A 12,234-nucleotide genomic window follows, 5' to 3' on the forward strand; every position below is an offset into this window, starting at 1 on the left:
TTGCGTGGCGCCGCCGCGGCCGGGGGACGCGCGGCGGCACCACGGTCATTGGAGGCCCAGGAGGCCCGCCAGGTTCCCGCCGAGGATCGCGGCCTCGTCCTCCGGCGGCAGGCCCAGCGCCCGCACCGCCGCGATCTCCGTGGCCGGGTCGGTCATCGGCCAGTCGGAGCCGAACACCACGCGATCGGCGCCGTGCCTCTCGATGATCTTCCGTACCCGCTCGGGCGGCAGGCTCCCGAGGCTGGGCGGCCAGGACGTCTCCAGCACCGCCCCGGAGCCGGCCACGACCTCCTCCGCCTCCTCCAGCCGGTGGTAGCCGCCGAAGTGGCAGGCGATCAGGGTCAGCCCCGGGATGCGCTCGGCCAGGGCGGGGATGTGCCGCGAGGCGCCCCGCTCGTTGGCCGCCTCGTCGCCGCCGGCGCCCACGTGCGTGATGACGGCGATGCCCTCCTCGGCCAGCGCGGACAGCAGCTCCACCACCCGGGAGTCGCCCAGCGACAGCTCCTGGAACAGCGGGTGCAGCTTCACGCCGGGGATCCCGTTGTCCTTCAGCGAGGCGAGGTTCTCCTCCACCGTCAGGTCCGGGTGGACGGTGCCGAACGGGATGAACCTGGTGCGGTCGATGCCGCCGATGAACCGGTTGGTGCCGGCCACGTGCCTGGCCACGTTGGCCACGGCCAGGCAGACGGCCAGGTCGATGCCGGCCGCGTCCATGGTGGCCCGCAGGCCGTCCAGGGTCCCGTCGTGCACCGGGTCCAGGCCGACCGGGCGGTCGGCCAGCACCTTGCGGGCGATCTCGTCCGGCCAGACGTGCGCGTGCGCGTCGATGATCATGTGGCGAGCTCCTTGACCAGCTTGCGGGAGAGCGAGTCGAAGATGACCTCGGTGGCGCCCTCGTAGACCCGCATCGGCCGGGCCGCACGGTAGAGCCGCTCGATCTTCGACCCTCGGACCAGCCCGAACCGGCCCATCACCTGGACGCACCGGTCGACCACCCGGCCGGCCGTCTCGGTCGCCGCCACCTTGGCCATCGAGGACAGGTGCAGGCTGCCCAGCGGGTCGCGGGCGGCCGCCGCGGCGGCCCGGTAGGTGAACGCGCGGGCCATCTCGATCTCGGTCCACGACCTGGCGAGCTGGTCGGCCACGGCGCCGAGCTGGATGAGCGGCCGGCCGAACTGCTCGCGGTTCGCGGTGTGCACGGTGGCCTCCTTCAGCGCCGCCTGCGCGGTGCCGACCGCCGCGGCGGCCACCGACACCCGGAAAGTCGCCAGCGTGGCCAGGCCGAGCCGCATGCCCTTGCCGGGCTCGCCCAGCCGCCACGACCGGGGCACCCGGACCCCGTCCAGCACCACGTCGCCCAGGACGTGCGGGGCGATGATCTGGTGCGGGCGGGTGGTGGTCAGGCCGGGCGTGTCCGCGGGCACCAGCACCATGGACAGGCCCGCCTCCTCCTTGCCCAGCACGCAGTAGAAGTCGGCGTCGCCGCCGTTGGTGATGAACGACTTGTGACCGCCGACCACCAGCTCGTCGCCGTCCTCGGCGACGGTGGTGGCGGTGCCGCGCAGGTCGGAGCCGATGTCCGGCTCGGTCAGCCCGAGCGCGGCGATCGCGTCCAGCGCGGCCACCCGGGGCAGCCACCGCTCGCGCAGCTCGGGCGTGCCGCCCCTGGCCAGCGCGTAGCTGCCGATGCCCTGCATGGCGAAGAGCGAGTCCAGGTGCGCGCTCTCGGCGGCCAGCTGCTCGCGGACGACGGCGACGGCCAGCGGGTCGAGGTCCGCGTACCGGCCGCCGTACTCGGCGGGCACGCACACGGCGGCCAGCCCGCTCGCGGCCAGCGCCGCGCGCATCCCCGGGTCGATCGCGTCGGCCTCGTCCGCCTCGGCGGCCAGGTGCGCGACCGACGCGGCGAGCGCCGCGGCCTCCTCGCGCAGCCCGTGGTAGCGCTCGGGGAGCTCGAACTCGGCGCCGCTCATCGGGCGGCCGCCGGACGCTGGTCGAAGCCGCGCCCGAACAGCTCGGAGGCGATCCTGACCCGCTGGATGGCGGGCGTGCCGCCGGCGATGGCCCAGCCGTGCGCGTCGCGGTGCAGCGCCTCCAGGCCGAACTCCTCGGTGTAGCCGTTGCCGCCGTGCATCTGCATGCCCAGGTCGGAGACCCGCTTGCCCATCTCGTTGGCGAAGCACTTGGCCAGCGACACCTCCAGCGGGTCCGGCAGGCCGCGGCCGGCGTTGCCCGCCGCCCGGTAGATGAGCAGCCGCGCGGCCTCGACCTGGAGCGCCATGTCGGCGACGGTCATCTGCACGTTCTGGAACTCGACCAGCGTCCGGCCGAACTGCTTGCGCTCCTGCACGTACGCGACGGCGCGGTCCAGCGCGGCCTGCCCGAGGGCCAGGCTCATGGTGGAGTTGCCGAGCCGCTCGATGGAGAAGACGCCGAACAGGTCGCGGAACCCGCCGGGCCCGACCACCAGGTTCTCGGCGGGCACCCGGGCGTCCTCGAAGATCAGGTCGGCGGACGGGATGGTGCGCCAGCCCATCAGCCGCTCCCGCTGCCCGAACGACAGGCCGGGCGTGTCGGCGGAGACGATGATCGCGCCGATGCCCTTCGACCCGGGCGCGTCACTGAGCCTGCAGTAGAGCAGGTAGTGGTCGGCGTGGCCGCCGTTGGAGATCCACCGCTTGGTGCCGTTGATGACGTACTCGTCACCCTCCAGCCGCGCCCGGGTGGTCATGTCGGTGGCGGCGGAGCCGGCGTCGGGCTCGGAGATGCCGATGGCCATCGTCACCTCGCCCGTCACCACCTTCGGCAGGTACTTCTGGCGCTGCTCCTCGGTGCCGAAGAACTCCAGCACCCGGGCCGGGCCCACGTTCGCCTCGAACACCTGGAACGCGGCGGAGCGGCACTCCTTGGCCAGCTCCTCGATCACGATCAGGGCGTCCAGCAGGGTGCCGCCCGCGCCGCCGTACTCCTCGGGCAGGGCCAGGCCGAGGAAGCCCAGCTCGGCCAGGCGCGTCACCTCCTCGGCGGGCAGCGGCGCGCGCTCCAGGTCCCACTGCGCGGCCTTGGGCGCGTACACCTCCTTGGCCACCTTCGCGGCGACCTCGCGCAGGTGGAGTTGCTCATCACTGAGCCGAAAACCGTTCACAGCAGTCTCCTCAGATCTTGGCGGTCTCGCCGCCGTCGATGACGTACGTGGCCCCGCTGACGAAGCCGCTCAGCGGCGAGGCCAGGTAGCAGACCAGGGCGCCGATCTCCGCCGGGTCGGCGACCCGGCGGGCGGGGATCTTGGCGACCCGGCGGCGCAGCGTCTCGGGGTCGTCGAGCACCGCGCGCTGCGCCTCGGTGGCGAACGCGCCGGGGGCGATCGCGTTCACCTGGACGCCGTGCCTGGACCATTCGGCGGCCAGCGCCTCGGTGAGCCGGACCAGCGCGCCCTTGGACGCCGAGTAGACCGCGAGGCTGCCCTTGCCGCGCACGCCGGAGATGGAGGCGACGTTGACGACCTTCCCCGAGCCCTGCCCGACGAAGATCTCGCCACAGGCGCGGGCGAGCAGGGCGGGCGCCACCACGTTGACCGCGAAGACGTCCTCAAGCAGCTCGGCGGTGGCGTCCAGGAACTTCCCCGCGGGCGCGATGCCGGCGTTGTTGACCAGGATGTCCAGCCGGCCGAACTCCCGCAGCGCCCGCTCCGGCAGGGCCGCCAGCCCGGCCGCGTCGCGCATGTCGCACACGACGCCGGCGATGCGGCCCGGCGCCTCGGCCGCGAGCTTGTCCAGCTCGTCGCCGGAGCGGGCCGCGGCCACCACGTTCACGCCCTCGGCCACCAGGCTGCGCACGGCCGCGGCGCCGAGGCCGCGGCTGGCTCCGGTGACGATGGCGACCTTGCCGTCGAGTTCCAGGTTCACGCGCGCGCTCCCGGCTTGGATGGACGGCGGTGCCGGTCCATGGACTTCCAGCCCAGGGCGTCGTCGGCGATCAGGACGGCCTGGATGTTGGCCGAGCCCTCGCCGGTCTGCCAGAGCTTGGCGTAGTTGAGATAGGTGCTGATCGGCAGCTCGTCGCTGAAGGCGTAACCGCCGAAGATCTCGGCGGTGGCCTGGGCCGCCCGGTTGCACACCTCGCCGGCGTAGTACTTGGCGATGGAGCTCTCCCGGGTGGGGATGACGCCCTCGTCGTAGCGGGCGGCGGCGTCCTGGACCAGCGCCCTGGCGGCCGACACCTCGCAGGCCATGTCCGCGATCTGCTTCTTGACCATCTGGAAGGAGCCGATCCGCTGGCCGAACGCCTCGCGCTGGTTCGCGTACTCGACCGAGGCGTCCAGGCATGCCTGGGCGAGGCCGACCGAGCGGGCGGCGACGGAGAGCCTGCCGTAGTCCATGGCGCTCATGGCGACCTTGAAGCCCTCGCCCTCCTCGCCGAGCAGGTTGGCGGCCGGCACCCGGACCTCGCTGAGGATGACCTCGTTGGTGGGCATCAGCTTGCCGAGCACCCGGCAGGGCACCCGGCTGGTGGCGAAGCCCGGCGTGCCGGTGGGCACCACGAACGCGCTCACCCCGCGGTGGCCCAGCTCGGGATCGGTCTTGGCGTAGACCACGGCGACGTCGGCGACGTTCGCGTTGGTGATCCACATCTTGCTGCCGGTGATGACGTAGTGGTCGCCGTCGCGCACGGCCCTGGTCCGCATGGCGCCCAGCAGGTCGGAGCCGCCGTCGGGCTCGGTCATCGCGTTGCAGCCCAGCAGCGTGCCGGAGATCAGGCCGGGCACGTACCGCTCGACCAGCTCGGCGGCGCCCCAGTTGGCGATGGTCAGCGGCACGGTCGCGGCCTGGAGGTTCATCGCGGCGCTCAGCGGCGGGTAGGCCCAGGCGAGTTGCTCGGCGACCGCGGCCAGCGCCTGGTAGCCGGCGTCGGTCCCGCCCACCTGCTCGGGGAAGCAGCAGCCGAAGAAGCCCAGCTCGCCCATCTGCCGGTAGAGGTCGCGGGGGAACTCCCCGGCCTCCTCCAGCTCCCGGATCCGGGGGCGGATCTCCTTGAGACCGAAGTCGCGCACGAGCGCTCCGAGCTCCTGCGCCGCCTCGCCGGCCATGTCGGTGGCTGTCACCATCTGATCCTCTCTGCGTCTCAACCGGCCAGCTCGGGAAGCACCCGGGTGCCGAACAGCTCAAGCTGGCGCATCGCCTCGGCGTGCGGGAGCCCCTGCCAGTGCGACTTGTACATGAAGTGCGTCATCCCCAGCTCGTCGCGGAGGCGGCCGAGCTGGTCGACGATCTCGGCCGGCGAGCCGAGCAGGAACTGCCGCTCGACGTCGATGCCGGGCGCGTCCGCCTGGACCGGGGTGTTCTCGCCCGACAGCCCCCATGAGCGGTAGGTCTGGTAGCGCAGGGCGCTGCGCCGCCGGGCCAGCTCCTCCGCCTCGCGGCGGGAGGAGGCCACGATGAGCTCGCGGCGCAGCGGGAAGTCGCCGTCGAGGGGCAGGCCGTGCGCGGCGCGCTCCTCCAGGAAGATCTCGCGCAGGCCGGCCAGCTCGTCGTGGCTGGGGAACGGCGGCGCGTACCAGGCGTCGCCCAGCCGTGCCGCGCGCCGCACGGCCGCCTCCGACTGGCCGCCGATCCAGACGGGCGGCCCGCCCGGCCGCGCCGGCTGGACGGCCGGGAGCACGTCCTCGACCTTCCAGTACGGGCTGTCGAAGTCGACCTTCCCCCCCGACCACAGGGCCTTGATGAGGGCGAGGCCGTGCTCGAAGCGCTTGACCTTGGAGCGGGAGTCGATGCCGAAGGCGCGGAACTCCCGCTCGGAGTAGCCGAGCCCGGCGCCGAAGACGCAGCGGCCGTCGGTGACCACGTCGAGCGTGGCGATCTGCTCGGCCAGGTCGACCGGGTTGGCCATGGACAGCAGCATGATGCCGGTGACGGCGGTCATGCGGGGCGCGGCGCCGTGCAGATATGTGAGGTACGGGACCGGCTGGTAGTAGCGCAGCTCGGTGCCGAGGAAGTGCTGACCCGCCACCATCATGTCGAAGCCGAGCTGGTCGGCGACCCTGACCAGCTCGCGGTGCTCTCTCAGTTGTTGCCCGTACGGCGTCTCGGCGCCGTGGATCGGCGTGGTGAGGATGCCGAACCGCACTCCAGAACCCATCCTGACTCCTCTGCAATCCCTCCTATTGATACACATGATTATCCTCGTCCTGCAACTCGGGTCCGGCTGCTGAGAAGGACGAGGGCCGCGGACAATGCCGTGCAGGCCGTCACGGTGAGCCAGGCGGCGGGCAGGCCCGCGGCCTCGGACACGGCGGCGAACAGCAGCGGCCCGGTGGCCGCGCCCAGGGCGGTGCCCAGCTGGAACCTGGCCCCGGCCACTCCCGGCCGGTCCGGATGCTGCGCCAGCACGCCCATCAGCAGCAACGCCGGCCAGCCCCACGCGCCGCAGAAGGCGACGACGGTGCCGGCCACGGTGAGCGCGGTGCCGCCCGAGGCCATCGCGAGCATCCCCACCGCGCAGGCGGCGATCATCACGGCCGCGGGCCTGAACCCGTCCGACCCTCGCCGGTCCGCCAGCCGCCCCGCGCCGAGCCGCACGACGAGCGACACGAGACTGGTGACCGAGATCACCAGCCCCGCCGTACTGACATCGAGCCCGGCCCGCGTGAGCGTGCTCACAGCAAAGGTCGTGAGCGAACCAATGGACAACGTCCCAAGCCCGGCCACAACCGAAACCCGCACCAACGACGTCACCACCCCCGGACCTGCGCTCCCGACCCGCACCTCCCCAGCAACCGCCGCGGACCCTGGACTCGCGGGCGCGGGCCGCACGTCTCCAGCGTCCGCCGCAGGCCCCGCACTCGCCACAGGCCCCGGACTCGCGCTTGCGGACCGCACCTCCCCAGCGGCGCCCGCAGAGCCCGCCCCCGCAGGCGCTGGCCGCACGCCTCCAGCGGCCGCCGTCGGCCCCGCACTCGCCAGAGGCCCGGGCCCCGCAGGCGCGGGCCGCACGCCTCCAGCGGCCGCCGTCGGCTCCACACTCGCCACAGGCCCGGGCCCCGCAGGCGCGGGCCGCGCCTCCCCGACCGCCGCCACAGACCCCGCACTCGCCACAGGCCCTGAACCCGCGCTCTCGGACCGCGTCTCTCCAGCGGCCGCTGGAGACCCCGAACTCCCCACAGGGCCCGGACCCGTAGGCGTCGGCCGCGTCTCTTCTGAGGTCTCCGCCGAGTCCTGATCTCTGCGTGCGGGTTGCGCAGTGGGCGTAGTCGTCGGTGGGGTTCGGTTCGCGTGAGAGGAGCTTGGGGCCGGTGAGGGCCGGGTGCGGGGGAGGCTGGTTGCGGCTGCGGCCACGGTCAGGAGGGTGGCGAGGACGAAGGCCCATTGCCAGCCGATGGTCAGGGCCACCAGGGGGACGGCGAGCCCGGCCAGGAGGGCGACGACGGGGGTCGCCGACTGCTTGGCGCCCAGGGCCGTGCCGCGCAGCCGGGCGGGGATCTCACGGACCACGACCAGGTTGCTGGCGGGCGCGACCACCCCGTACCCCACGCCCGCGACGACCAGCCACGCCAGCAACGCCGCGACCGACCCGCTAGTGGCGACGCCGAGCTGGCTCACCAGGCTGACCGCGAGCCCCGCCAGGGCCGCGCGCCGCCAGCCGGCGCGGTCGATCAGACGGCCGCCGGCCAGGGCGGTGAGCCCGGTGCACGCCCAGAACGCGGTCACGCACAGCCCGAGCGCGCCGTCGCCGATGCCCAGGTCGGCCTGGATCTCGACGGCCAGGACACCCACCAGGATCGGGGTGGACACCACCGCCGCCAGCATGAGGATGGCCGCCCACCACGCCCGCCCGCCGGCGGGCACCGGCCGGGACGCCTGGACGGTCTCGGCCGGTTCCACCCGTTCCCGCTACAGGGTCACGGGCACGGTACGCGGCCCGCGCATCTTCAGCCCGACGTCACTCGCCGCCTCGGGGTCGGCCAGCCGCATCTCCGGGAACCGGTCCAGGAAGAGGTTCACGCCGATCTCCAGCTCCGCCTTCGCCAGCATGGCCCCCAGGCAGAAGTGCCGCCCGGAGCCGAACGCCAGATGGTCGGCCGCTCCCGAGAACGCCTTGGTCGCGTCCAGGTCATCGCGTTCGAGCACGAACCGGTCGGGATCGGCGTAGCGCCGGTCGTCACGGTTGGCCGAGCCGATGAGCACCAGCACCGTGGACCCCGCCGGGATGAGCACGCCGCCGAGCTCGACGTCCTCCGTCGTCTCCCGCGTGTTGATCTGCGTCGGCGGGGAGAACCGCAGCGTCTCGGCGACCGCCTTGACGACCAGCGAGCGGTCGTGCCTGATCCGCTCGAACTGGCCGGGGTCGGCGAGCAGGTTGCGGAACAGGCTCGCGAAGGTCTTGTCGGTCGTCTCCGCCCCGGCCGTCAGCAGCAGGCTGACGTACGCCCTGATCTCGTCGTCGGCGAGCGGCTCACCGTCGATCTCGGCGGTGGCCAGGACCGACAGCAGGTCCTCTCCGGGGTTCGCCCGCCGTTCGGCGATGAACGGGGTGACGAACTCGCTGATCTCCGCCCGGATGGCGGCGGCCTCGGCGATGATCTCGGGGTCGCGGCCGAGGTTGGAGATGACCCGGATCACGGCGGTGTACCACCGCAGGAACCTCGGGTGGTCCTCCTTGTCGAAGCCGAGCAGGTCGGCGATCACGTACACCGGGAAGTAGTTGGCGAAGTCGCGCACCAGGTCGACGTCACGCCGCCCGGCCAGGTCCCCGGCGAGGTCCGTCGCGGCGCGCAGCACGATCTCCTCCACCACGGCGCCCGCGTTGCGCATGAGCATCGGGTGCAGCCGGTCCAGGCTCTTGCCCCGGAAGGCGGGCGACACCAGGGCCCGGTGCCTGGCGTGCTCGGTGCCGTCCATCTGCAGGATCGTCTTGCCGTGCACCGGTTCGAGCTGCCACTCGTACGCCTTCGTACTGAAGACCGGGTTCTTGTACACCCGCGCGACGTCCTCGTACCTGCTGACCAGGTACGCCCGCACGCTCTCGTCCCAGACGACCGGCGCCTCGGCGCGCAGGCGGCGGTAGAAGGCGTGCGGGTCGGCGGCGACCTCCGGGGACAGCAGCTCCGGCAGACCACGATCAGTCATCACAACTCCTCACGACTCCAGCTCGGACCCGGTGGCCTTCCAGGCCGTGAACCCGCCGTCGACGCTCCACACCGCGCCGTTGACGAACGCGGCGGCGGGGCTCGCCAGGAAGCAGACGACCTCGGCCACGTCACGCGGCTTGCCGATGGAACGGCTGAGGTAGTTCGCCAGGACGTCCCGGCGGGTGGCCTCGGGGTCGGGGCGGGAGGCGATGTAGCGCGAGGCCATCTCGGTCTCGATCATCCCGGGCGCGTAGCAGTTGACCCGGATGCCGTCGGGGGCGAGCTCCAGCGCCAGGCTGCGGGTCAGCTGGGCCACTCCGGCCTTGCTGGCCGCGTACGCGAGGGTGTGCGGCCGGGCCAGGCCGGCGGCGATCGAGGCGGCGTTGATGATGGAGGGGTTCTCGCTGCGCCGCAGGTACGGCAGCGCGGCGCGAGCGGCGAGGTACGGGCCGCGCAGGTTGACGGCGTGCACCCGGTCCCACTCCTCCGAGCCGAAGTCCTCGATGCCGAGGGTGCGGCTCACCACGGCGTCGGCCACGCCGGCGTTGTTGTGCAGCACGTCGAGGCCGCCCATGAGAGCGGTGGCACGTTCCACCATCTCGGTGATCGAGGCGGGGTCGCTCATGTCACCGCGCACGTAGTCGGCGCGGGGGCCGATCTCGGCGGCCAGCCGCCTGCCCGCGTCGTCGGCGATGTCCGCGATGACCACCGTGGCGCCGCGGGCCGCGGCCAGGCGCGCCGTCTCGGCGCCGATGCCGCTGGCGCCGCCGGTGATGAGGAACCGCAGACCTGACACGTCTGACATCAGCCGGGGACCTTTCTGAAGTAGTTGGCGTGGCGGGGCCCGGTGAGCGCGTCGCTCACCGGCACCTCGGGCTCCCGGCCGGCGCGGGCGGCGCGCTCGCGCTCCTCCCCCACGGCGATCCGGCGCTCCTCGCACCGGGCGATCCCGCCTTCGGGCACCGCGTACAGGGTGAGGTAGCGGTAGGGCGGGCTCTGCCCGCCGACCGGCTCCAGGGCGAAGCGCTGGGCGCCCTCGAATCCCATGTGCTCGAAGGTGTGGGCGAGGTGCACCTGGTCGTACCAGCGGGCGTACTCGCCCTCCCGGCCCTGGACGGCGTTGTTGAAGACCACGAAGATCTCCCGATGGTCCTCGGGCAGGGACTCGGACGCCGAAGGGCTGACCCATCCGGTCTGCGGCACGGCCCGCCAGGCGACGTCACCGAACCCGGGGTCGAGCGCGCCGGGACCGGTCACGCGGGCGAGCGCCAGGACGGGGAAGACGGTGTCGTTCTCGCCGATGTCGCGGGCCAGCGACCAGACGGCGGCCCCGTCAGGGGCGGGCAGCCCGGCGGGGCCGAGCGCGATGAACGTCTCCATCAGGCCCGCCCGGTCGGCCGCTTGGGCTTCCAGCGGAGCAGCCACATCTCCATGAGCCGGATCAGCAGCATCAGGGCGATGCCCACGATCATGAGCACGAAGATCGCGGCGAACGTGCCGGCGGTGTCGAACTGGTTGGCCGACTGCACGAGCAGGTATCCGAGCCCGCGGTTGGACGACATCATCTCGGCCGTCACCGCGACCACGAGCGCGTACGGGGCCGACACGCTCAGGCCGGAGATGATGAACGTCATCGCCGAGGGCAGGGTGGCCTTCAGGTGAACCTGCAGGCGGCTGGCCCGCATGAGCCGGAGCTTGTCCACCAGCAGGTGGTCGACGTCCTTGACCCCCGCGTACGTGGAGTAGAAGACGAGGAAGGCGACCACGCTGATGACCAGGGCCAGCTTGGAGCCGATGCCGATGCCGAACCAGAGCATGAACAGCGGCACCAGGGCCAGCCGCGGGATCGCGTAGATCGCGTCCACGAAGGGCTGGCAGACGGAGGCGAGGAACGGGCTGACGCCGAGGACGAACCCGGCCACGAGGCCGGCGAGCGCGCCCAGCACGAACCCGATCACGGTCGTCTGCAGCGTGACCCACAGGCTCGGCCACAGCAGGTTCTGCGAGACCCAGAGGCCCATGGCCTCCCAGATGAGGGACGGCTTGCTGACGTAGTACTGGTCGATCAGGACGTGCGGTTCGCCGGGCTTGCCGGCGAAGTACTCCCAGGCCGCGAGCCCGGCGACGAGCAGCGCCACCTGGATCGCGGTGATCAGCAGGCGCCGGGTCAGCCTCGGGTTGAGCCCGCCGGAGACCGCCGGCGCGCCGACCGGCTTCGGGGCGGCCTCCGGCCGGCCGGCCTCGATCGTGTCGGACCTGGTCATCAGTGATCCTCCATCTGCGGGCTGAGCAGCGCCCACAGCCGTGACCAGACCGCGGCGAACTCGGGGTCCGTGCGCAGCGATCCGAAGTCGCGGGGCCGGGCGAAGGTGATGGGCTCGACGTGGATGATCCGCCCCGGGTTCGCGCCGAACACCACGACGCGGTCGGCCATGAGGATGGCCTCTTCGAGGTCGTGGGTCACGAACAGCACGGTCTTGCGCTCGCGTTCCCAGATCTCCAGGGTCTGCCGCTGCAGGTTGAGCCGCAGCTGCGCGTCGAGCGCGCCGAAGGGCTCGTCCATCAGCAGCGTGTTGGGACGGTAGACGAGGGTCTGCGCGAGGGCGGCGCGCTTGAGCATGCCGCCGGACAGCTGCGACGGGTACCTGTTGCCGTACTGGCCGAGGCCGACCAGGTCGAGCACCTGGGCGACCCGCTCCTTGCGCTCCCGGCGGGGCACCTTCTGCACCTCCAGCGGGAGCGAGACGTTCTTCTCCACGGTCCGCCAGGGCAGCAGGGTGTCCTTCTGGGTGACGTAGCCGACGTCGTTGTTGATGCCGTTGATGGGCTTGCCGTCGTAGAGCACCTCGCCCGTGCTCTGGGTGAGCAGGCCGGCCGCCATGTTGAGCAGGGTGCTCTTGCCGCAGCCGCTGGGGCCGATGATGCAGATGAACTCGCCCTTGCGGATCTCCAGGTCGATCCCCTGCACGGCGGTGAACGTGCGCTTGGCGGTGGTGAAGGTGCGCCCGACCTGGTGGTAGCTCACCGCGATCGGACGGTCGTCCGCCTGTGCCGCCGCGGCGGACGCGCGCTCGGCCGATGTTCCGATGCTGGACACGGGTCTCTCCCTC

Annotated in this window: 12 protein-coding genes; all 12 read right to left on the minus strand. The window is 72.5% G+C overall.

From position 1 onward, the window contains the following. Positions 1-45: 45 nt before the first annotated feature. The 12 genes from ACIBF7_RS38420 to ACIBF7_RS38475 are packed head-to-tail and all read right to left on the minus strand — an operon-like array spanning position 46 to position 12,221. Positions 46-834, minus strand: coding sequence for an amidohydrolase family protein (locus ACIBF7_RS38420; protein WP_148031087.1), 789 nt, complete (start codon positions 832-834; stop codon positions 46-48). Then, positions 831-1,973: an acyl-CoA dehydrogenase family protein gene (locus ACIBF7_RS38425; RefSeq protein ID WP_397199312.1), complete on the minus strand. Its 1,143-nt coding sequence runs from the start codon at positions 1,971-1,973 to the stop codon at positions 831-833. The genes ACIBF7_RS38420 and ACIBF7_RS38425 overlap by 4 nt, the downstream gene beginning before the upstream one ends. Next, positions 1,970-3,145, minus strand: coding sequence for an acyl-CoA dehydrogenase family protein (locus tag ACIBF7_RS38430; protein ID WP_271280435.1), 1,176 nt, complete (start codon positions 3,143-3,145; stop codon positions 1,970-1,972). The genes ACIBF7_RS38425 and ACIBF7_RS38430 overlap by 4 nt, the downstream gene beginning before the upstream one ends. 10 nt (positions 3,146-3,155) lie before the next feature. Beyond that, entirely contained in the window at positions 3,156-3,905 is a 750-nt protein-coding gene (locus ACIBF7_RS38435) for an SDR family NAD(P)-dependent oxidoreductase (RefSeq protein ID WP_148031084.1), read from the minus strand. Next, the gene (locus ACIBF7_RS38440; RefSeq protein WP_148031083.1) at positions 3,902-5,104 is read right to left on the minus strand and encodes an acyl-CoA dehydrogenase family protein; all 1,203 of its coding nucleotides are present in this window, start codon (positions 5,102-5,104) and stop codon (positions 3,902-3,904) included. Before ACIBF7_RS38440 ends, ACIBF7_RS38435 begins: the two co-directional genes overlap by 4 nt. A gap of 17 nt (positions 5,105-5,121) precedes the next feature. After that, on the minus strand, positions 5,122-6,135 hold the full coding sequence (locus ACIBF7_RS38445) for an LLM class flavin-dependent oxidoreductase (protein ID WP_397199313.1): 1,014 nt from the start codon (positions 6,133-6,135) through the stop codon (positions 5,122-5,124). A 38-nt stretch (positions 6,136-6,173) separates the two neighbouring features. After that, positions 6,174-7,877, minus strand: a complete 1,704-nt coding sequence (locus ACIBF7_RS38450) for an MFS transporter (protein ID WP_397199314.1) — start codon at positions 7,875-7,877, stop codon at positions 6,174-6,176. 9 nt (positions 7,878-7,886) lie between these two features. Beyond that, positions 7,887-9,122 (minus strand): cytochrome P450, encoded by a 1,236-nt coding sequence (locus tag ACIBF7_RS38455; RefSeq protein WP_397199315.1) that lies wholly within the window; start codon positions 9,120-9,122, stop codon positions 7,887-7,889. A 9-nt stretch (positions 9,123-9,131) separates the two neighbouring features. Beyond that, positions 9,132-9,929 carry an SDR family NAD(P)-dependent oxidoreductase gene (locus ACIBF7_RS38460; protein ID WP_219551428.1) on the minus strand — a complete coding sequence of 266 codons (798 nt, stop codon included), beginning with the start codon at positions 9,927-9,929 and terminating at the stop codon, positions 9,132-9,134. Further along, positions 9,929-10,549, minus strand: a complete 621-nt coding sequence (locus ACIBF7_RS38465; protein ID WP_271279540.1) for a hypothetical protein — start codon at positions 10,547-10,549, stop codon at positions 9,929-9,931. The genes ACIBF7_RS38460 and ACIBF7_RS38465 overlap by 1 nt, the downstream gene beginning before the upstream one ends. Continuing rightward, positions 10,504-11,388 carry an ABC transporter permease gene (locus ACIBF7_RS38470; RefSeq protein WP_271279541.1) on the minus strand — a complete coding sequence of 295 codons (885 nt, stop codon included), beginning with the start codon at positions 11,386-11,388 and terminating at the stop codon, positions 10,504-10,506. Before ACIBF7_RS38470 ends, ACIBF7_RS38465 begins: the two co-directional genes overlap by 46 nt. Beyond that, a complete protein-coding gene (locus tag ACIBF7_RS38475; protein ID WP_271279542.1) occupies positions 11,388-12,221 on the minus strand; it encodes an ABC transporter ATP-binding protein in 834 nt (277 codons plus the stop codon). Before ACIBF7_RS38475 ends, ACIBF7_RS38470 begins: the two co-directional genes overlap by 1 nt. Between the last annotated feature and the right edge of the window lie 13 nt (positions 12,222-12,234).

Origin of the sequence: Nonomuraea sp. NPDC050478 (genome assembly GCF_044458265.1) — a bacterium.
GTDB lineage: Bacteria > Actinomycetota > Actinomycetes > Streptosporangiales > Streptosporangiaceae > Nonomuraea > Nonomuraea ferruginea.

Excerpts from the sequence above, each read along its gene's own strand:
- ACIBF7_RS38470 (WP_271279541.1), bottom strand. The coding sequence starts at position 11,388 with ATGACCAGGTCCGACACGATCGAGGCCGGCCGGCCGGAGGCCGCCCCG.
- ACIBF7_RS38425 (WP_397199312.1), bottom strand. The coding sequence starts at position 1,973 with ATGAGCGGCGCCGAGTTCGAGCTCCCCGAGCGCTACCACGGGCTGCGC.
- ACIBF7_RS38455 (WP_397199315.1), bottom strand. The coding sequence starts at position 9,122 with ATGACTGATCGTGGTCTGCCGGAGCTGCTGTCCCCGGAGGTCGCCGCC.
- ACIBF7_RS38420 (WP_148031087.1), bottom strand. The coding sequence starts at position 834 with ATGATCATCGACGCGCACGCGCACGTCTGGCCGGACGAGATCGCCCGC.
- ACIBF7_RS38445 (WP_397199313.1), bottom strand. The coding sequence starts at position 6,135 with ATGGGTTCTGGAGTGCGGTTCGGCATCCTCACCACGCCGATCCACGGC.
- ACIBF7_RS38440 (WP_148031083.1), bottom strand. The coding sequence starts at position 5,104 with ATGGTGACAGCCACCGACATGGCCGGCGAGGCGGCGCAGGAGCTCGGA.
- ACIBF7_RS38460 (WP_219551428.1), bottom strand. The coding sequence starts at position 9,929 with ATGTCAGACGTGTCAGGTCTGCGGTTCCTCATCACCGGCGGCGCCAGC.